This is a genomic window from Variovorax sp. BGA-UO-ETr-C22 (assembly GCF_059567965.1).
Map to the genome: position 1 here is coordinate 1,296,399 of NZ_JCAQPA010000010.1, position 18,783 is coordinate 1,315,181.

At 68.9% G+C, this 18,783-nt stretch carries 21 protein-coding genes and 1 riboswitch; of the genes, 8 read left to right on the plus strand and 13 right to left on the minus strand.

Annotated elements, in window-relative coordinates; translation table 11 throughout:
• Positions 1–2 precede the first annotated feature (2 nt).
• Genes AC57B8_RS19410 through AC57B8_RS19420 form a run of 3 tightly spaced genes read left to right on the plus strand, consistent with a single transcriptional unit; the run spans position 3 to position 2,061 of the window.
• Positions 3–953, plus strand: a complete 951-nt coding sequence (locus AC57B8_RS19410) for a PhoH family protein (protein WP_172438305.1) — start codon at positions 3–5, stop codon at positions 951–953.
• Between the two features lies 1 nt (position 954).
• Positions 955–1,422, plus strand: a complete 468-nt coding sequence (gene ybeY, locus AC57B8_RS19415) for an rRNA maturation RNase YbeY (RefSeq protein ID WP_062479245.1) — start codon at positions 955–957, stop codon at positions 1,420–1,422.
• 15 nt (positions 1,423–1,437) lie between these two features.
• Positions 1,438–2,061, plus strand: coding sequence for a class I SAM-dependent methyltransferase (locus tag AC57B8_RS19420; RefSeq protein ID WP_496480471.1), 624 nt, complete (start codon positions 1,438–1,440; stop codon positions 2,059–2,061).
• Here AC57B8_RS19420 and dtd read toward each other — a convergent pair.
• Both dtd and AC57B8_RS19430 read right to left on the minus strand, forming a co-directional pair.
• Positions 2,033–2,476 carry a D-aminoacyl-tRNA deacylase gene (gene dtd / locus AC57B8_RS19425; protein ID WP_062479238.1) on the minus strand — a complete coding sequence of 148 codons (444 nt, stop codon included), beginning with the start codon at positions 2,474–2,476 and terminating at the stop codon, positions 2,033–2,035. The genes AC57B8_RS19420 and dtd overlap by 29 nt on opposite strands.
• The gene (locus AC57B8_RS19430; RefSeq protein WP_492737634.1) at positions 2,473–3,387 is read right to left on the minus strand and encodes a cation diffusion facilitator family transporter; all 915 of its coding nucleotides are present in this window, start codon (positions 3,385–3,387) and stop codon (positions 2,473–2,475) included. The genes dtd and AC57B8_RS19430 overlap by 4 nt, the downstream gene beginning before the upstream one ends.
• A 151-nt stretch (positions 3,388–3,538) precedes the next feature.
• Between AC57B8_RS19430 and AC57B8_RS19435 the strand changes: the two genes are divergently transcribed.
• Together AC57B8_RS19435 and AC57B8_RS19440 are read left to right on the plus strand one after the other, a co-directional pair.
• A complete protein-coding gene (locus AC57B8_RS19435; RefSeq protein ID WP_487850265.1) occupies positions 3,539–4,018 on the plus strand; it encodes a FecR family protein in 480 nt (159 codons plus the stop codon).
• Between the two features lie 4 nt (positions 4,019–4,022).
• A complete protein-coding gene (locus AC57B8_RS19440; RefSeq protein WP_095746883.1) occupies positions 4,023–4,637 on the plus strand; it encodes an OmpA family protein in 615 nt (204 codons plus the stop codon).
• Positions 4,638–4,689: 52 nt separating this feature from the next.
• Here the strand turns inward: AC57B8_RS19440 and tyrS are convergent, their stop codons facing one another.
• On the minus strand, positions 4,690–5,922 hold the full coding sequence (gene tyrS / locus AC57B8_RS19445) for a tyrosine--tRNA ligase (RefSeq protein ID WP_496480472.1): 1,233 nt from the start codon (positions 5,920–5,922) through the stop codon (positions 4,690–4,692).
• Between the two features lie 161 nt (positions 5,923–6,083).
• Between tyrS and AC57B8_RS19450 the strand changes: the two genes are divergently transcribed.
• Both AC57B8_RS19450 and AC57B8_RS19455 read left to right on the plus strand, forming a co-directional pair.
• On the plus strand, positions 6,084–7,430 hold the full coding sequence (locus AC57B8_RS19450) for a peptidoglycan DD-metalloendopeptidase family protein (protein WP_496480473.1): 1,347 nt from the start codon (positions 6,084–6,086) through the stop codon (positions 7,428–7,430).
• Positions 7,431–7,447: 17 nt separating this feature from the next.
• Positions 7,448–8,596, plus strand: coding sequence for an anhydro-N-acetylmuramic acid kinase (locus tag AC57B8_RS19455; protein ID WP_496480474.1), 1,149 nt, complete (start codon positions 7,448–7,450; stop codon positions 8,594–8,596).
• A 6-nt stretch (positions 8,597–8,602) separates the two neighbouring features.
• On the opposite strand, the gene mdtD is transcribed toward AC57B8_RS19455, so the two are convergent.
• The 6 genes from mdtD to AC57B8_RS19485 all read right to left on the minus strand — a co-directional run bounded on the left by mdtD (position 8,603) and on the right by AC57B8_RS19485 (position 13,602).
• The gene (gene mdtD, locus AC57B8_RS19460; protein ID WP_496480475.1) at positions 8,603–10,036 is read right to left on the minus strand and encodes a multidrug transporter subunit MdtD; all 1,434 of its coding nucleotides are present in this window, start codon (positions 10,034–10,036) and stop codon (positions 8,603–8,605) included.
• A gap of 90 nt (positions 10,037–10,126) precedes the next feature.
• Entirely contained in the window at positions 10,127–10,492 is a 366-nt protein-coding gene (erpA, locus tag AC57B8_RS19465; RefSeq protein WP_056577477.1) for an iron-sulfur cluster insertion protein ErpA, read from the minus strand.
• 197 nt (positions 10,493–10,689) lie between these two features.
• Positions 10,690–11,082: a 30S ribosomal protein S9 gene (gene rpsI, locus AC57B8_RS19470; protein WP_062479216.1), complete on the minus strand. Its 393-nt coding sequence runs from the start codon at positions 11,080–11,082 to the stop codon at positions 10,690–10,692.
• Between the two features lie 12 nt (positions 11,083–11,094).
• Positions 11,095–11,526 (minus strand): 50S ribosomal protein L13, encoded by a 432-nt coding sequence (rplM, locus tag AC57B8_RS19475; protein WP_062479213.1) that lies wholly within the window; start codon positions 11,524–11,526, stop codon positions 11,095–11,097.
• 205 nt (positions 11,527–11,731) lie between these two features.
• Complete coding sequence (locus AC57B8_RS19480) at positions 11,732–13,000, minus strand: S1C family serine protease (RefSeq protein WP_496480546.1); 1,269 nt, start codon at positions 12,998–13,000, stop codon at positions 11,732–11,734.
• A gap of 5 nt (positions 13,001–13,005) precedes the next feature.
• Positions 13,006–13,602: a hypothetical protein gene (locus tag AC57B8_RS19485; RefSeq protein ID WP_496480476.1), complete on the minus strand. Its 597-nt coding sequence runs from the start codon at positions 13,600–13,602 to the stop codon at positions 13,006–13,008.
• A gap of 162 nt (positions 13,603–13,764) precedes the next feature.
• Here AC57B8_RS19485 and AC57B8_RS19490 point away from each other — a divergent pair, with 162 nt between their 5' ends.
• Positions 13,765–14,724 carry a 23S rRNA (adenine(2030)-N(6))-methyltransferase RlmJ gene (locus tag AC57B8_RS19490; RefSeq protein ID WP_496480477.1) on the plus strand — a complete coding sequence of 320 codons (960 nt, stop codon included), beginning with the start codon at positions 13,765–13,767 and terminating at the stop codon, positions 14,722–14,724.
• Between the two features lie 10 nt (positions 14,725–14,734).
• Here the strand turns inward: AC57B8_RS19490 and AC57B8_RS19495 are convergent, their stop codons facing one another.
• The 4 genes from AC57B8_RS19495 to ahcY are packed head-to-tail and all read right to left on the minus strand — an operon-like array spanning position 14,735 to position 18,546.
• Entirely contained in the window at positions 14,735–15,373 is a 639-nt protein-coding gene (locus AC57B8_RS19495) for a septal ring lytic transglycosylase RlpA family protein (RefSeq protein WP_495305695.1), read from the minus strand.
• Between the two features lie 53 nt (positions 15,374–15,426).
• Positions 15,427–16,251, minus strand: coding sequence for a methylenetetrahydrofolate reductase [NAD(P)H] (gene metF / locus AC57B8_RS19500; RefSeq protein ID WP_062482359.1), 825 nt, complete (start codon positions 16,249–16,251; stop codon positions 15,427–15,429).
• Positions 16,252–16,261: 10 nt separating this feature from the next.
• Positions 16,262–17,101 carry a TlyA family RNA methyltransferase gene (locus AC57B8_RS19505; protein WP_496480478.1) on the minus strand — a complete coding sequence of 280 codons (840 nt, stop codon included), beginning with the start codon at positions 17,099–17,101 and terminating at the stop codon, positions 16,262–16,264.
• Positions 17,102–17,106: 5 nt separating this feature from the next.
• A complete protein-coding gene (gene ahcY / locus AC57B8_RS19510; protein WP_070062885.1) occupies positions 17,107–18,546 on the minus strand; it encodes an adenosylhomocysteinase in 1,440 nt (479 codons plus the stop codon).
• Between the two features lie 65 nt (positions 18,547–18,611).
• A riboswitch (S-adenosyl-L-homocysteine riboswitch) is annotated at positions 18,612–18,680 on the minus strand.
• Between the last annotated feature and the right edge of the window lie 103 nt (positions 18,681–18,783).

Below are 18,783 nucleotides of genomic sequence, written 5' to 3' on the forward strand. Positions count from 1 at the left end.
AAATGTCCGGCGTGATTCTGCGACACACCTTTACCCCCCTGAACAATTCGCGCCTCGGCCACCTGTGCGGCCCGCTGGATGCGCACCTGCGCCGCATCGAGGACGCCCTGGGCGTGAAGATCGCGCACCGCCACGAGCAGTTCAAGGTCGACGGCCCCAAGGCCCCGGCGCAGCGGGCCATGGAGGTGCTGCAGGCGCTGTACGAGATCGCCCAGCGCGCCATCGACCCGGCCGTGGTGCAGCTCACGCTGGCCGGCGACGGCTCGATGAGCGACGAGGACGCGGCCATGCTGGTCACGCGCCGCGCCGACCTGCGCGCCCGCACGCCCACGCAGGCGCTGTACCTGGACAACATCGCCAAGCACGACATCACCTTCGGCATCGGCCCGGCCGGCACCGGCAAGACCTACCTGGCCGTGGCCTGCGCGGTCGATGCGCTGGAGCGCGCGGCGGTGCAGCGCATCGTGCTCACGCGCCCGGCCGTGGAAGCGGGCGAGCGCCTGGGCTTCCTGCCGGGCGACCTGACGCAGAAGGTCGACCCCTACCTGCGCCCGCTGTACGACGCGCTGTACGACCTCATGGGCTACGAGAAGGTGCAGAAGGCCTTCGAGCGCAACGTGCTCGAGATTGCGCCGCTGGCCTTCATGCGCGGACGCACGCTGAACAACGCCTTCGTGATCCTCGACGAGGCGCAGAACACCTCGGTGGAGCAGATGAAGATGTTCCTCACGCGCATCGGCTTCGGTGCCAAGGCGGTGGTGACGGGCGACGTGAGCCAGATCGACCTGCCCAAGCAGCAGCTCAGCGGACTGATCGACGCCGAGCGCGTGCTCAAGCGCGTGGCCGGCATCGCGACCACGCACTTCACGAGCGCCGACGTGGTGCGCCACCCGCTGGTGGCGAAGATCGTCGATGCCTACGACGGGCAGCGCAAGCGCTCGGGAGGCCACTGACATGGCGGCCTCCTTGCTTCCGGCCCTGTCGCTGTCGCTGCAGTTCGGGCGCTTCAAGGGCGTGGAGCGCCACCGCGCCGCGCTGCCGCGCCACAGCGTGAACCGCTGGATTCGCCATGCGCTGGACATCGACGGCGAGATCACCGTGCGCATCGTCGATGCCGAGGAGGGCCAGCGCCTGAACCGCGAGTTCCGCGGCAAGGACTACGCCACCAACGTCCTCACCTTCGACTATGCGCAGGGCCCGGTCGTGATGGCCGACCTGGTGCTGTGCGCGCCCGTGGTGGCACGCGAGGCCAAGGAAAACCGCAAGACGCTCGCCGCGCACTACGCGCACCTGCTGGTGCACGGCACGCTGCACGCACAGGGCTGGGACCACGAGACCAGCGAGGCCGACGCGGACGAGATGGAAGCGTACGAAATCGAGATCCTCGCGGGCCTGGGCATTCGCAGCCCGTACGGGCGCTGAGCGGAGGCCGCGGTAGTGTCGGACACCGACCCCTGGTTGCCGCGCTGGCTGCCGCTGCTGCGCGCATGCGCCGGCGACGGACCGGTGCTCGAACTGGGGTGTGCAGCGGGTCGCGACACCGCCACGCTGGTCGAGGCCGGCTTGCCGGTGGTGGCGATCGAGCTGTCGTCCGACGCCCTGGCGCAGGCGCGGCAACGCGTGCCCGCAGGGGCCGAGTTCCATTGCGGCGACTTCCGCGACGCATGGCCGCTGGCGGAGGGCGCCACGGTCGGCGCCGTGCTCGCCAGCCTGTCGCTGCACTACTTCGCATGGGACGAAACGCTGGCACTGGTGCGGCGCATCCACCGCGTGCTGCGGCCCGGCGGCGTGCTGCTGTGCCGCCTCAACTCGGTCAACGACCTGTACCACGGCGCGCGCGGCCCGTCGGCCAGCGGGCGGGACGAAGATTTTTTCTACACGGTGGACGGCATTCCCAAGCGCTTCTTCGACCGCGCCGCGGTCGAGCGGCTGTTTGCCGACGGCTGGCTGCTGCAGCACCTCGAGGAGGTGCGCGTGCTGCGCTACGACGAACCGAAGGTGGCGTGGGAAGCGGTGCTTCGGCCTGCGCCGTTCACGCCGTCATCTGCAGCGGGATCGTGACGGGCCCGTCGTTCAGCAGGTGCACCTGCATGTCGGCGCCGAACTCGCCCGTTGCCACCACCGGGTGCGCGCCGCGCGCCTGCGCCACGAAGTACTCGTAGAGCCGGCGGCCCTCGTCGGGCGGCGCCGCGAGCGTGAAGCTGGGGCGGTTGCCGCCGCTCACGTCGGCGGCCAGCGTGAACTGGCTCACGACCAGCAGGCCGCCGCCGATGTCCTGCACGCTGCGGTTCATCTTGCCGGCCTCGTCCGAGAAGATGCGCAGCTTGAGGATCTTGGCGAGCAGGCGGTCGGCCACGCTGTCGCCGTCGCCGCGTTCGGCGCACAGCAGCACCAGCAGGCCGGCCTCGATGGCGCCGACGGTCTGGCCCGCGATGTCGACGCGGGCGTGGGCGACGCGCTGGAGCACGGCTTTCATGAATGGTGGTCCTCGAGTCGGGTGGCGCGCGCTTCCATGGTGAGCGGCAGCAGTTGAATGGTCACGCGCAGGCCGGGCACGGCGTCCATCAGGGCCTGCTCCAGTTCGTCGCGCAGGTTGGCGGCACGTTGCAGGGTCCAGTCGCCGGGCACGTGCATGTGCAGGTCGGCAAAGCGGCGCTGGCCGGCACCGCGCGTCACCATGTCGTCGAAGCGCAGCCGGTCGCCCTCGGCATGGTTGGCGGCGAAGGCGTCGAGCGTGGCGCGCACGGTGGCGAGCGTCTCGGCATCGAGCGCCTCGTCCATCAGGCCCTGCGAGGAGCGCCACACGAGCTTGAAGCCCTCGCGCACGATGTTGAGCGCCACGCCGATGGCGATCAGCGGATCGAGCCAGAGCCAGCCGCTGAAATGCACGGCCACGATGCCGACCAGCACGCCGACCGAGGTCCACACGTCGGTCATCAGGTGGCGCCCGTCGGCCTCCAGCGCGATGGAGCGGTGCGCGCGCGCCGCGCGGAACAGCACGAACGCCAGCGCCGCGTTGAAGCCCGAGCTGAGCACCGACAGCGCCAGGCCCCAGCCCAGCTGCTCCAGCGGCTGCGGCGACAGCAGCCGCAGCACCGACACCCACAGGATGGCGACGGCGGCGGCCACGATCAGCAGGCCCTCGAAGCCGGACGAGAAGTACTCGGCCTTGTGGTGGCCGTAGGGATGGTCCTCGTCGGCCGGGCGCTCGGCGATGGTCACCATGGCCAGCGCGAACATGGCGCTGGCGAGGTTGACGCACGATTCCATGGCGTCCGAAATCAGGCCCATCGAGTTCGTCAGGTAGCCGGCCCATCCCTTCAGGAGGATGGTGATCAGGGCCACCGCGACAGAGACGCGAAGCAGCGTTTTAGGGGTCAACGTCATGCAGAAAGAACAAGATCAGGTAAAAAGGGCCTGTGCGGGCGGGCATTACGTCGCAGGAATCGGCTGAATTATCAGCCGCGTGACCATATGTAACGCCTTCGCCTTAATATTTGCGCTCATTGCGAAGCAATCAGTCACAGAGAGGCAAATGATGAAGAAGTTTTTGACCGCCGCCCTCGGGCTCGCCATCGTCGGCGCAGCCACCCTGGCCCAAGCGCAGGCACCCGCCGCAGCCGCGGCCGCGCCCCAGCAGGCCGGGTTCGTGAAGACGGTGCGCGGCAACGTCCAGCTGCTCGACAGCGCCGGCGCCACGCGCACGGCGGCCCCCGGCGACGCGCTGGGCGCGGTCGATCGCATCGTGACCGGCCCGGATTCGTCGGCCGCCGTCGTGCTGCGCGACAACACCACGCTGATGGTCGGCCCGTCCTCGCGCATGGACCTGAAGGAATTCCACTTCGACGGCACCACCCGCGACGGCGGCATGCTCGTGTCGCTGCTGCGCGGCTCGATGCGCATGATCACCGGCCTCATCGGCAAGACCAACCCCGACGCCGTGCGCGTCGAAACCCAGACCGCCACCATCGGCATTCGGGGCACGGACTTCATCGTGCAGACCGACGGCCAACCCTGAAAAGATGCAGACACTGTTACGCCGCTCCTCCCTTCTTCTCGCGACCACGGTCGCCCTGTTCCTGGCCGCCTGCTCCTCGCCGGGCACGCGCGTGGTGCTGCTGCCCCAGGCTGACGGCACGCCCTCCGCCGTGGTGGTGCGCGCCAAGGACGGCGAAGAAGTGCTTTCCAAGCCCTACCAGCGCGCCACGGCCGCAGTAGGCGCGAGCGGCGCACCGGTGGTCGACCAGGCCGACGCGGCCAAGGTCCAGGCCGAGAACAAGCCCCTGTTCGACATGCGCCCGCCGCTTCCGCAGCGCTACACGGTGTTCTTCGAAGTGGGCACCACCACGCTGACGGCGGCGTCGCAGCAGATCATGACCGAGGCGCTGGCCGCCGCGCTGGCCCGCAGCGGCGGCGACATCGTGGTGACCGGCCACACCGACACCAAGGGTGCCGGCGAGCAGAACGACCAGCTGTCGCGCCGCCGCGCGCAGGAAGTGGTGCAGCTGTTCGTGGAGCGCCAGTTTCCGGCGAACCGCATCGAGGCCGTGGGCCGCGGCGAACGCGACCTGGCCGTGCCCACCGCCGACGAGGTCGATGAGCCCCGCAACCGGCGCGTGACCATCGAGGTCCGCTGACCCCGCCGCGCTGCTCCCATTGAAAAAGGCCCCGAGGGGCCTTTTTTGTCGATCAGCTCAGGGTCACCCGCGCAAACTTGCGCCTGCCGACCTGCACCACGTAGCTGCCCGCGGGCAACTTCAGGCCCTTGTCGGACACCACGACCGAATCGATGCGCACGCCGCCGCCGTCGATCAGGCGGTTGCCCTCCCCGGACGAAGACGCCAGGTTGGCCTGCTTGAGCAACTGGCCGATGCCCAGCGGGGCGCCGCTCAGCGCCACCTCCGGAATGACGTCGGGCACGCCGCCCTTGCTGCGGTTGATGAAGTCCTGCTCCGCCGCATCGGCCGCCGCCGCGCTGTGGAAGCGCGCAGTGATTTCCTTGGCCAGCGCCACCTTGGCGTCCTTCGGGTTGCGGCCGGCCGCGATCTCGGCCTTCAGCGCCTCGATCTGCGCCACCGACTGGAAGCTCAGCAGCGTGTACCAGCGCCACATCAGCGTGTCCGAGATCGACAGCACCTTGGCGAACATGCTGTTGGCGTCCTCGCTGATGCCAATGTAGTTGCCCTTGCTCTTGGACATCTTCTCGACGCCATCGAGCCCTTCGAGCAGTGGCATAGTAAGTATGCACTGCGGCTCCTGGCCGTATTCCTGCTGGAGGTGACGGCCGACGAGCAGGTTGAATTTCTGATCCGTGCCGCCCAGTTCGAGGTCGCTTTCAAGCGCCACCGAGTCGTAGCCCTGCATCAGCGGGTACAGGAACTCGTGCACCGAGATCGACTGGCCGGCCTTGAAGCGCTTGTTGAAGTCGTCGCGCTCCATCATGCGCGCCACCGTGTACTTGGCCGCCAGCTGGATCATGCCGCGCGCGCCCAGCGGGTCGCTCCACTCGGAGTTGTAGCGAATCTCGGTCTTGGACTCGTCCAGCACCAGCTTGGCCTGGGCGAAGTAGGTCTCGGCGTTGGCCCGGATCTGCTCGGCCGTGAGCGGCGGGCGGGTGCTGTTGCGGCCCGAGGGGTCGCCGATCAGGGAAGTGAAGTCGCCGATCAGGAAGATCACGCGGTGCCCCAGGTCCTGGAGCTGGCGCATCTTGTTGAGCACCACCGTGTGTCCGATATGAATATCCGGTGCGGTCGGGTCCAGGCCCAGCTTGATGCGCAGCGGCTTGCCGCTGGCTTCCGCCTTCTGGAGCTTCTTGACCCACTCGTCCTGCGGCAGCAGCTCGTCAGCGCCGCGGAGGGAGATTTCGAGGGCTTGTCTTACACCATCGGAGAGGCTGGTGGATGTAACAGATTCGGCGTTCATGGGCTTTTTTGGCGGTTTTTCCGGTGGCCGAAGCTATACTCAGCCCGACTTTTCAAGCGCCGGATTCTAAGCGGCGCTTTTTTTCCGCACCGTCTCCTGCCGCCCTGAACGCACTGGGCCTTGCAGCACGGACCTGCAGAACCTGAGTTGGAATCCACAGTTTGATCAACGGCATCCTTGCCGCCGAGGAGCTTCTCGCTTCCCGCGTGGCCTACACATTCCGGACGTACCCCAAGCAGATCACCGCAGCGATCGCTGCGATGCTGCTCAGCGCCGGCACCCTCGCGGTCGCCTCGCTCGGTCCCGACGCGTCCGACCTCCCCATCCAGCAAGTGCTCGAAGCCACCGCGCCGGTGTCTTTCGCCGACCAGTCGGCGTCGCTCGAGAACTTCAGCTTCACGCTGTTCCGCACCGACGTCTCGCGCTCCAGCGACACGGCCGAGGCGCTGATGAAGCGCCTGGGCATTTCCGACCCCGCCGCCACCGCCTTCGTGCGTGGCAACGCCGAGGCGCGCATGGCGCTCTTCGCGCGCGTGGGCCGCACCGTGACGGCCGAAGCCACGCAGGAAAACCAGCTGCAAAAGCTCAGCGCCCGCTGGATTCCCGACGCCGACGGCGGCTTCAAGCGCTTCGTCGTCGAGCGCACGCCCACCGGTTTTGTCGCCCGCACCGAGCGCGACATGCTGACGCCGGGCACGCGCCTGGCCAGCGGCACCATCCGCAGCTCGCTGTTCGCCGCCACCGACGACTCGCGCATTCCCGACGCCGTGGCCAGCCAGCTGGCCGACATCTTCGCGGGCGACGTCGACGTGCGCTCGCTGCGCAAGGGCGACCGCTTCGCCGTGGTCTACGAGACCTTCGAAGCCGACGGCCAGGCGCTGCGCAGCGGCCGCGTGCTCTCGGCCGAGTTCGAGAACAACGGCAAGGTCCACCAGGCCGTCTGGTTCCAGCCGCCGGGCGCGGGCCAGAAGGGCAGCTACTACCGCCCGAACGGCGACAGCCTGCGCAAGGCCTACCTGGCGTCGCCGGTCGAGTTCTCGCGCGTGTCCAGCGGCTTCGCGATGCGCATGCACCCGATTTTGAACAGCTGGCGCCAGCACAACGGCATCGACTACGCGGCGCCCACGGGCACCGCGGTGCGCACGGTCGGTGATGGCACGGTCGATTTCGCCGGCACGCAAAGCGGCTACGGCAACATCGTCATCATCAACCACCGCAACAACCAGCAGACGGCCTACGCCCACCTGAGCCGCATCAACGTGAAGGCCGGCGAGAGCGTGAGCCAGGGCCAGACCATCGGCGCCGTCGGCTCCACCGGCTGGGCCACCGGCCCGCACCTGCACTTCGAATACCGCGTCGGCGGGGCCTACCAGGACCCGACCACGATCGCGCAGGAAGGCGGCGCCCCGATCACCGCCGCCATGCGTCCGGCCTTCGAACGCATCGCCGTGGGCGCGCGCACCGAGCTGGCCGCTGCCTTCTCGGTGATCCAGGCCAGCGCCGACTGAGCCTCGCGCCCCCAGGCATGGCCGCCGCACCGCAGCCGCCGCAGCAACGCTTCATCGGCCTGATGTCGGGCACCTCGCTCGACGGGGTCGACGGCGTCATCGCCGATTTCTCCGACGACGGCCACCTCGCGGTGATCGGCCACGCCAGCGCTGACTTTCCCGCCCCGCTGCGCGCCGAGCTGCTGGCGCTCAACACCCCCGGCGACAACGAACTGCACCGCGCGGCCCTGGCCGGCAACGGCCTGGCGCGGGTGTATGCCGACGTGGTCGCGCAGCTGCTTGCCAGCACCGACACCGCCCCAGACGCCGTCACCGCCATCGGCGCTCACGGCCAAACCGTGCGCCACCGGCCGCTCGAGTTCGACGCCACGGGCTACACGCTGCAGGTCAACAACCCCTCGCTGCTGGCCGAGCTGAGCGGCATCGACGTGGTCGCCGACTTCCGCAGCCGCGACCTCGCGGCCGGCGGCCAGGGCGCCCCGCTGGTGCCGGCCTTTCACCAGGCCCTGTTCGCCAGGCCCGACGCGCCCGTCGCCGTGCTGAACCTCGGCGGCATCTCCAACCTGAGCCTGCTGCCCGCCACGAGCGCGCCGGCGGGCACCGCGCCCCTGCTGGGCTTCGATTGCGGCCCCGCCAACGCGCTGATGGACCACTGGTGCCAGCGCCACCTCGGCCAGCCCTTCGACCGGGGCGGCCACTGGGCGGCCAGCGGGCGCGTGCTGCCCGAGCTGCTCGCCCGGCTACAGGCCGAGCCGTACTTCGCCAAGGCGCCGCCGAAGAGCACGGGGCGCGATTTATTCCATCCGGACTGGCTGGCCGGCCACCTGGTCACGGCCACCTGGGCGCCTGTCGATGTGCAGGCCACGCTGGCCGAACTGACCGCCGGCACCTGCGCGGCAGCACTGCGAAGCTATCAAAAAGAGAGCGCCTTGCTGATCGTCTGCGGCGGCGGTGCGCTCAACGACCACCTCATGGCCCGCCTGCGCGCCCTGCTGCCCGGCGTGCAGGTGCAGGCATCGTCGGAACACGGCCTGCCGCCCCAGCAGGTCGAGGCAGCCGCCTTCGCGTGGCTGGCCCGGCGCACCGTCCGGCGCGAACCCGGCAACCTCGCGAGCGTGACCGGCGCGCGCGGGGCGCGGGTGCTCGGCGCGATCTACCCCACCTGAATTGCGTCAGCCCTGGCCGGAGACCTCCGGCTGCGCAGGCTGCGCCGCCCGCACTTCTGCGGGCAAATGCCAGAAGATCAGCGCCGAAGCCACCGTGATGAGCCCCATGGTCGCAAACGTGGCCTGAAACGCATCGAGCGTCTGCACCGCCGTCGTGGTACCGAAAACGCCGTTGTAGCCCGCCAGCACCGCGCCGGCGGCGGCCACGCCCAGGCTCATCGCGAGCATCTGCACCATCGACAGCAGGCTGTTGCCACTGCTGGCCATGCCGCCGTCGAGGTCCTTCAGGGTGATGGTGTTCATCGCCGTGAACTGCAGCGAGTTGACCGCGCCGAACACCAGCAGCTGCAGCAGGTGCAGCGCCACCGGCTGCCCCGGCGCCGTGAGGCCGAAGCTGGCCATGGTGCAGCCGACCAGCACCGTGTTGGCCACGAGCACGCGGCGGTAGCCGTGGCGCGTGATCAGCGGCGTGGCAAAGCGCTTCATGGCCATGCCGGCCAGCGCGACCGGCAGCATCATCAGCCCGGCGCGCACCGGCGAATAGCCCATCGACACCTGCAGCAGCAGCGGCACCAGGAAGGGCATGCAGCTGCTGCCCAGGCGCGAGAACAGGTTGCCCAGCAGGCCGATGCTCAGCGTCGGGATGCCGAACAGCGCGGGCGAGAACAGCGGCTCGGGCGTGCGCGCCGCGCGCAGCCAGTAGGCGACCACGGCGGCGAAGCCGAAGATCAGCACCGCCATCACCCCGCCCTGGCGCAGCCCGAGCCCTGACACGCCGTCGACCGCCAGCGAGATCGCCACCATGCCGAAGGCCAGCAGCGCGTAGCCCACGCCGTCGAAGCGCTTCTGGAGGGCGCCGCGCAGGTCCGGCATGTAGCGCAGCGTGGCGATGCAGCCGGCCAGCCCCACCGGCACGTTGATGAGGAAGATCCAGTGCCAGGAGGCGTACTGCACCAGCCAGCCGCCCAGCGTGGGCCCCAGCAGCGGCCCGATGAGCCCCGGAATGGCCACGAAGCTCATCGCCTGCAGGAACTCGCCGCGCGGCACCGTGCGCAGCAGCGCCAGGCGGCCCACGGGCAGCAGCAGCGCCCCGCCCAGGCCCTGCACCACCCGCGCCGCCACGAGCTGCCCCAGCCCCTGCGAGAGCGCGCACAGCACCGAGCCGGCGGCGAACAGCACGATGGCGCAGAAGAAGACGCGCCGCGTGCCGAAGCGGTCGGCGATCCAGCCCGAGGCCGGGATCAGCATCGCCATCGTGAGCGCGTAGGCCACCACCACCGACTGCATGCGCAGCGGGCTCTCGCCCAGGCTGGCGGCCATCGCGGGCAGCGCCGTGTTGATGATGGTGGCGTCCAGCGTCTGCATGAAAAAGCCCACGGCCACGAGCCACAGCAGGCTCTTGCGGGCGGGATCGACGGGGACGGGGGTATCGGGACTCATCGGGAAGGCGCGGGTTCGGGAAAACGACGGGCAGCAAAAAGCCGCCCGGAGGCGGCTTTTTCGAGGGGGCTGGTCAGCAGCATCCAGGCATCAGGCCGAGAAGCTGGAACCGCAGCCGCACGTGCTGGTGGCGTTCGGGTTCTTGATGACGAACTGGGCGCCCTGCAGGTCTTCCTTGTAGTCGATCTCGGCGCCGAGCAGGTACTGGTAGCTCATGGCATCGATCAGCAGCGACACACCGTTCTTGGTCATGGTGGTGTCGTCTTCGTTAGTGATCTCGTCGAAGGTGAAACCGTACTGGAAGCCCGAGCACCCGCCACCCTGCACGAACACGCGCAGCTTCAGGTCGGGATTGCCCTCTTCGGCGATCAGGTCGGCGACCTTGGCGGCCGCGCTGTCGGTGAAGACGATCGGCTCGGGCATCTGGGTCTGGATGTTTTCGGCAACAGCGCTCATGGGGTGAAACTCCTTGGGGGGCCGCTTGGGCGGCCAATGGGATGGATGCTACTGCAATGCCGCATTTTCGGCAGGCCGACTGTGGCGAGCACCCATCGCAAGTGGGGTCGGGCGCCGCATCCACCAGGGGCACCTGGGGGACGCGGCCACGAAAAAGCCGCCCGAGGGCGGCTTCTTGTCTCGCAACGCGCAGGGGATCAGCGCTTGCTGAACTGCTTGCGGCGACGGGCGGAGTGCAGACCGACCTTCTTACGCTCGACTTCACGTGCGTCACGCGTCACGAAGCCGGCTTGGCTCAGGACGGGCTTCAGCGAAGCGTCGTAGTCGATCAGGGCACGGGTGATGCCGTGGCGCGTGGCGCCGGCTTGACCCGATTCGCCGCCGCCGTTCACGTTGACCATCACGTCGAAAGCTTCGAGGTTGTTGGTCAGCGCCAGGGGCTGCTTGGCGATCATGATCGAGGTTTCACGGCCGAAGAACGCTTGGATGTCCTTGCCGTTGACCGTGATCTTGCCGGTGCCTTTTTTCAGAAACACGCGGGCGACGCTGGATTTGCGACGGCCGGTGCCATTGTTCCATTCACCAATCATTCTCAAGGCTCCTTACAGTTCCAGCACTTTGGGCTGTTGGGCGGTATGCGGGTGCTCTGCACCACCGTACACCTTGAGTTTCTTGATCATCGCGTAACCAAGCGGGCCCTTGGGCAGCATGCCCTTGACAGCCTTTTCCAGGGCGCGGCCCGGGTGCTTGTTCTGCATGTCGCGGAAGTTCGTCGCCGTGATACCGCCCGGGTAGCCCGAGTGACGGTAGTACACCTTGTCGATCGACTTGGCGCCGGTGACGCGCAGTTGCGCGGCGTTGATGATGACGATGTAGTCACCGGTATCGACGTGAGGCGTGTAAATGGCCTTGTGTTTGCCGCGCAAACGGAGAGCAACTTCGCTGGCTACTCGTCCGAGGACCTTGTCGGTCGCGTCAATCACAAACCACTCGTGCGTCACGTCAGCGGGCTTGGCGCTGAACGTTTTGGTCATGAGTTTTTCTCTTGAAAGAGGGTTTGGCGAGCCCTTTTCCACGGTCGGCGTTCCTCTGATGGGAATCTCTTAGGTGGGTTTTCACGCCTTCCGCCCAATGAAAGGGCGGCTGGCATGCCTTCGCCGCGGGGCTACAAAAACGCTGCGAAGCCCGCGATTATATGAAGAAATGGCCAAACGGCCAATTTTCGGGCTTCCGGGGGCCTCAGCGCTGGATGCGGACCAGCTCCAGGCTCTCGTTGGCCCCCGAGGAGACCCCGCGCTGGTATTCGCCCTCGAAACGGACGACCCGGCCCAGCTCGGGGCTGTACCAGGCGGCGCCCCGAAAGCGCGTGCTGGCGCCGGTCAGCGGCAAGCTGGTGGTGCTGGAGGCGAAGATCCAGCCCTCGTAGCCGATGCGCATCACGTTCAACTCCACCCCGTCCACACGCATCGTCTGCTCGCCGCCCACCGAGGCGGTGAGTTCATGCCGCAGCCGGTCGCCGGTGGTCGTCACGTAGTCGAGCTGCCAGCGCATGCCGGGCTGGATGTCGTCCTTGCGCAATGCCCAGCCGCCCGGCGGCGACGCGGTGTCGAACAGGCCGCCGGCCGGCGACGTGATGGAGACCACCTGCCCGTTGGTCTTCTCGATCCGGCTGCCGGCATTGAACGACACCTCGTCGCCGCTGACCCGGTCCACCCGGTAGATCACCGGCGCCCGGTTGCCCGTCAGCCGGTCCGTGCGCACGTACTCGAGCGCGTCGCCGGCGCGCAGCGGCTCGGTCAGCGGGATGCCCGCCCCACCGGCGTCGGCCACCCGTCGGGCGGCAGCGCCCGCAGGCTCCCGGGCCCGCGCCGCCAGTTGCGCCTGGGCGCGGGCCGGCAGTTCCGCCAGGAACTCGGCCGGCATCGCGAAATTCAGGTTGCCACCGTCGCGGGCAGAGAAGGTGGTGATGCCCAGCAGGCGGCCGTCGCTGTCGAACAGCCCGCCGCCGCTCGACCCGGGGGCGATGGCGGCCGTGGTCTGCAGCAGCCGCGCCTCGCCGTCGCCACCGCGCAGGCCCGACAACAGGCCTTCGCTGAGCGTGTTTTCCAGCCCGCGCGGGTTGCCGATGGCGTACACGCGCTGCCCCACCCGCGCACCGCCGGCGGGCGCCAGGGTCACCGGGGTTGCCGTGAAGTTGGCGACCTTGATCTGGCACAGGTCGCGCCCCGGGTCCGGGTATTCGAGCGTGGCGCCGTAGGTGACGTTGTCGCGCTTGACCACGAAATTGCTGGCCTTGGCGAGCACGTGGCAGTTGGTGACGAGCCGGCCGGGCGCAATCACCACGGCGCTGCCGGCGCGCAGCGGGCGCTCCTGCGCGTCGAAGGTGCGCACGGCCCAGACGCTGCCCGTCAGCTTGGCGAACAGGGCGTCGGGCTCCAGCGCGGCGGCGGGGCCTGCGGCCAGCAGGGCGCCCGCGGCGCACAGCCACGGCGCGGCGTTCTTCCACATCGGCTTCACGGCTTGGCGGGCAGCAGGCCGCGCAGATCGTCCATCGAGACGCGGGCGTCGGGCGCGGCGGGCGGCGCTGCAGGTGCGGGGCGCACCGGAGCGGGCGGCGCGACCGCCACGGGAGGAGGCGGAGGCGCCACCACGGCGGGCGCAGGCGCAGGTGCTGCCACGGCCGTCTTCGGCGCCGGCGCGGCCGCCATCTCGGTCGTGCCGATCTTCATGCCGACCGTCGCCTCGTCGCCAGTCTGCGCGCTGCGGTCGAAACTGCGTACCTCGCCGAAGATCAGCCGGATCCAGCTCGGGTAGTTGAAGCCCGCCCCGGTGCCGGTGTCGATCGCCACGCCGACCAGGCCGCCGATCATCACGTTGCCGACCAGGCCCACGTTGACGCGCGAAATCGCCTGGCCGCGGGCCGGCGGCAGGCCGGACTGGGTGCATTCGATGTTCAGGTTCTCACCCGAGCGCCGCACCGGCAGGGTCAGGCCGGAGCGCACCACCGCATCATTGCGGTCGTTCGAGACCCGGCAGCGGGCGCCGTCGACCACCTTGCCCTCGGGCGACAGGGTCTCGACCTTCACGTTCTGCGTGGTGCCGTGGGTCACGGAGGCGCAGCCCGTCAAAATAGACAAAACACCCGCGCCGACGCACAGGCCCCAAAATCGCCATCCGGCTCCTCGCATTGCTGCCCCTCGTTGTGTTTTGTAAATCAATGTAGCGCCGCGCGAGTCTAGCGCTCCCCTTTCCACTTTTTCAGGCCTCATTCCATGTTCAGTTACCGCCACGCGTTCCATGCCGGCAACCACGCCGACGTGCTCAAGCACACGGTCCTGATTGCCACCCTCGACCACCTGCTTGAAAAAGACGCCGCGCTGACCGTCGTCGACACCCACGCCGGCGCCGGCCTGTACCGGCTCGACGGCGACTACGCCGGCACCAGCGGCGAGGCGGCCGACGGCGTGCTGCGCTTCTTCGCCGAACCGGACAAAGCCCCCACCACGCCCGCCCCGGCCGCCAAGTCGGCGGGCAAGAAGCCCGCAGCCCCCGCCGAGGACAAGCCGGTCGCCGAAGCCATCGCCCGCTACCTGAGCGTGATCCACGACTTCAACCCCAAGGGCGGCGCCCGCGTCTACCCCGGCTCGCCGTTCATCGTGCAGCACCTGCTGCGCGACCACGACAAGCTCAAGCTGTTCGAGCTGCACCCGACCGACGCCCGCACGCTGGACGCCAACATCGCCCAGCTCGAGGCCGGCCGCCGCATCGCCGTGCTGCGCGACGACGGCTTCGGCAGCGCCACCAAGTTCCTGCCGCCGCCCTCGCGCCGCGCGCTGGTGCTGATGGACCCGAGCTACGAAATGAAGACCGACTACGGCCGCGTGCTCGACTTCGCGGCCGAGGCGCTCAAGCGCTTCGCCACGGGCACGTATGCCGTCTGGTACCCGATCATTCCGCGCCCCGAGGCGCACGACCTGCCGCGCCGCCTGAAGACGATGGCGACCAAGGCCGGCAAGCCGTGGCTGCACGCCACGCTGACGGTCAAGTCGAGCAAGATCACGAAGGACGCCGCCTCGGGCGAAACGCAGCGCCCGGGCCTGCCGGCCAGCGGCATGTTTTTGATCAACCCGCCCTACACGCTGAAGGCGCAACTGGCCGAGGCGCTGCCCCAGCTGGCCGAGCGGCTGGCCCAGGACCGCAACGCCGCCTACTCGCTCGAGAGCGGCGGCTGAGGCAGGCCGCTCAGCGGCGCTTGCGCGGCGGCACGATCACCCGCTTGCGCGCAGGTGCCGGCGCGCGAACGCGCGACGTCGGCGCCTCGGGCAACAGCGCGGGCGGCAGATCTTCCGCCGCCACGGCCTGGCCGCCGCAGCGCATGCCTTCGCGGTCGATGACCGACAGCGCCACCTGCTTGATGCCCATGCTCGTGAGACCGATGCGGTCGGCCGCGGCGCGGCTCAGGTCGATGATGCGGCCCGGCGTGAAGGGCCCGCGGTCGTTGACGCGCACCAGCACCTCGCTGCCGTTGACCAGGCTGCGCACGCACACGCGCGTGTTGAAGGGCAGCGTCTTGTGGGCCGCCGTCATGGCGCCCATGTCGAAGCGCTCGCCGTTGGCGGTCTTGCGCTGGTGGAACTGGATGCCGTACCACGACGCGCCACCACGCTCGAAGATCTCGCGCGGCTCATCGCCGGGCACGCCGTCGTCCAGCGATTCGCCGGTGCCCGACACCGCGAGGTCGTAGCGCACCGACGGCACGGCCGAGCGCGGGGCGGCGCCGGGCGGCACGGCCAGGCCGCGTCCCAGCGGCTGCAGCCGCTTGCCGGACGCCGCCGGCGCGGCGGCGGTGTCCGCGTCTTTCTCCTGCGTGGCAGGCGGCATGGTGCACCCTGCGAGCACGCAGGAGACCGCGACGGCGACCGCGCGCAGCCCTCTCAATCCAGGCGCTCCAGAATCGCCAGCGTGGCCGCCGACTGGTTCATCGTGTAGAAGTGGATCGCGGGTGCGCCGCCCGCTTGCAGGCGCGCGCACAGGTCGGTCACCACGTCCAGGCCGAAGGCCTTGATGGAGGCCGTGTCGTCGCCGAAGCCCTGCAGCCGCAGGCGGATCCAGCGCGGGATCTCGGCGCCGCAGGCGTCCGAGAAACGCATGAGCTGCGTCGAGCTCGTGATAGGCATGATGCCCGGCACGATCGGCGTGTCGAGCCCCAGCTTGCGCGCGTCGTCGACGAAGCGGAAGTAGGCCTCGGGGCTGAAGAAATACTGCGTGATGGCCGAGTCGGCCCCCGCCTTCATCTTGGTGGCGAAGGCTTGCAGGTCGGCTTCGGGCGAGCGCGCCTGCGGATGCACTTCGGGGTAGCAGGCCACCTCGATGTGGAAGTCGCGGCCGGTCTCCTCGCGGATGAAGGCGACGAGGTCGCTCGCGTACTGGAACTCGCCGCCGATGCCGTAGCCGCTGGGCAGGTCGCCGCGCAGCGCCACGAGGCGCTTCACGCCCATGGCCTTCAGCTCGGCCAGCTGCTCGCGCACGGTGGCGCGCGTGGCGCCGATGCACGAGAAGTGGCTGGCGGCGTCCACGCCCTCGGCCAGGATCTCCTGCACCGCACCGAAGGTGCCCTGGTGCGTGGAGCCGCCCGCGCCGTAGGTGACGGAGCAGAACTGCGGCTTGCGCGCATACAGCTGCTGGCGCACGGCGCGCAGCTTGACCGCGCCTTCGGGCGTCTTGGTCGGGAAGAATTCGAAACTCAGCGGAAGGCGCACCTGCGTCTCCTTAGGAACCGTCGCCCGCCTTGGCAGCAGCACGAACGGCGTGAATGAAAAACTCGCGGTTGCCGTCGCCCCCGGCGATCGGGCTGTCGAACCAGCGCAGCACCTTCAGCTCGAGCGCCGCGCAGGCGTCGTGCAGGCGCTTCTCGACCACAGCGTACATCGCCTCGTCGCGCACGATGCCGCCCTTGCCGACCTGGCCGGGCTGCAGCTCGAACTGCGGCTTGACCAGCATCAGCAGCTGGCCGTCGTCGGCCAGGAACTGCACCACAGCCGGCAGCACCAGCGTGAGCGAGATGAACGACAGGTCGCCGACGATGAGGTCGAAGCGCGGCTCGGGCGAGGCTTCGACAACTTCGTCGACCTCGCCAACTTCCGCGTCCTCGTCCTCGCCGTCGTCCACCTGCAGATCGGCCGGCGACAACGCCCGCGCATTGACGCCTTCGATGGCGACCACGCGTTCGTCCTCGCGCATGCGCGCATGCAGTTGCCCGTGGCCCACGTCGACGCCCACCACCTTGGCGGCGCCATGCTGCAGCAGGCAGTCGGTGAAGCCACCGGTCGACTGGCCGACGTCCAGGCAGAGCTTGCCGGTCGGGTCCACGCCGCTGGTCTTCAGCGCGCCTTCGAGCTTGAGGCCGCCGCGCGACACGTAGCGCGCTTCGGCGGCGTCGGCGAGCTCGAGCTCGGCCGACTCGGGCACTTCGTCCTTGTTCTTGGCGACGTTGCGCCACGCGTCGCCCGTGCCCGCGTCACGCCAGCGCATGCCGCCGGCGATGAGCCGGACCGCTTGCGAACGCGACGCGGCCAGGCCGCGCTCCACCAACAGTTGATCGGCGCGCACGCGGATCAATAGCGGTAGGTGTCCGGCTTGTAAGGGCCGTTCTTGTCCACGCCGATGTAGGCGGCTTGCGAGTCGGTCAGCTCGGTGAGCATGGCGCCGACCTTCTTCAGGTGCAGGCGCGCGACCTTCTCGTCCAGGTGCTTGGGCAGCACGTAGACCTTGCCGGCCTGGTACGCATCGGGCTTGGTGAACAGCTCGATCTGCGCGATGGTCTGGTTCGCGAACGACGACGACATCACGAAGCTCGGGTGGCCCGTGCCGCAGCCCAGGTTCACGAGGCGGCCCTTGGCCAGCAGGATGATCTTCTTGCCGTCCGGGAAGGTGATGTGGTCCACCTGCGGCTTGATCTCTTCCCACTCGTACTTCTCGATCGACGCGACGTCGATCTCGTTGTCGAAGTGGCCGATGTTGCAGACGATGGCCTGGTCCTTCATGGCGGCCATGTGCTCGTGGCGGATCACGTCGCGGTTGCCGGTGGTGGTCACGAAGATGTCGGCCTTGTCGGCGGCGTACTCCATGGTCACGACCTTGTAGCCTTCCATGGCGGCCTGCAGGGCGTTGATCGGGTCGATTTCGGTGACCCACACCTGCGCCGACAGCGCGCGCAGCGCCTGGGCCGAGCCCTTGCCCACGTCGCCGTAGCCGGCCACGCAGGCCACCTTGCCGGCGATCATCACGTCGGTCGCGCGCTTGATGCCGTCCACCAGCGATTCGCGGCAGCCGTACAGGTTGTCGAACTTGCTCTTGGTGACCGAGTCGTTCACGTTGATGGCGCGGAACAGCAGCGTGCCCTTGGCGCTCATCTCGTTCAGGCGGTGCACGCCGGTGGTGGTCTCTTCGGTCACGCCGATGATCTCGGCCGACTTGCGGGTGTACCAGGTGTCGTCCACGGCCAGCTTGGCCTTGATGGCGGCGTAAAGAATGCGCTCTTCTTCGCTGGTCGGGTTGGCGAGCACGCCCAGGTCTTTTTCGGCGCGCTGGCCCAGGTGCATGAGCAGCGTGGCGTCGCCGCCGTCGTCCAGGATCATGTTCGGGCCTTCGCCCTTCGAGCCCTTGGGGCCGAAGTCGAAGATGGCGTGGGTGTAGTCCCAGTAGTCCTTCAGCGACTCGCCCTTGATGGCGAACACTGGCGTGCCGGCGGCGGCGATGGCGGCGGCGGCGTGGTCCTGCGTCGAGAAGATGTTGCACGAGGCCCAGCGCACTTCGGCGCCCAGGGCTTGCAGCGTCTCGATGAGCACGGCCGTCTGGATGGTCATGTGCAGCGAGCCCGTGATGCGCGCGCCCTTCAGGGCCTGGCCCTTCGAGAACTCTTCACGGATGGCCATCAGGCCGGGCATCTCGGTTTCGGCGATCTTGATTTCCTTGCGGCCCCAGGCGGCAAGGGACAGGTCGGCAATCGCCTGGTCGGCGGTCGAGACGGGGGTGGGCTTGAGTACAGCGCTCATATGAACTCCAAAACTGGTTTGAAAGATGCCACTGCGTACGGGGAAGAAAGACTCACCGCGAGAACAGCGGGTGAGCGTGGTTGCGATGTGGTCCGAGCCTCACGCCTGACGGCGCTGCAACGCTCCTCGGAGCGCCGGATTGTAGTCGCGGCCGCCCGGCCCGCCAATCGACCGGGGCATCCCACATCACGGAAAGCGCCGCCCCCCGCGAGGCCGGGCCGGGCGGCGCGGGCCACC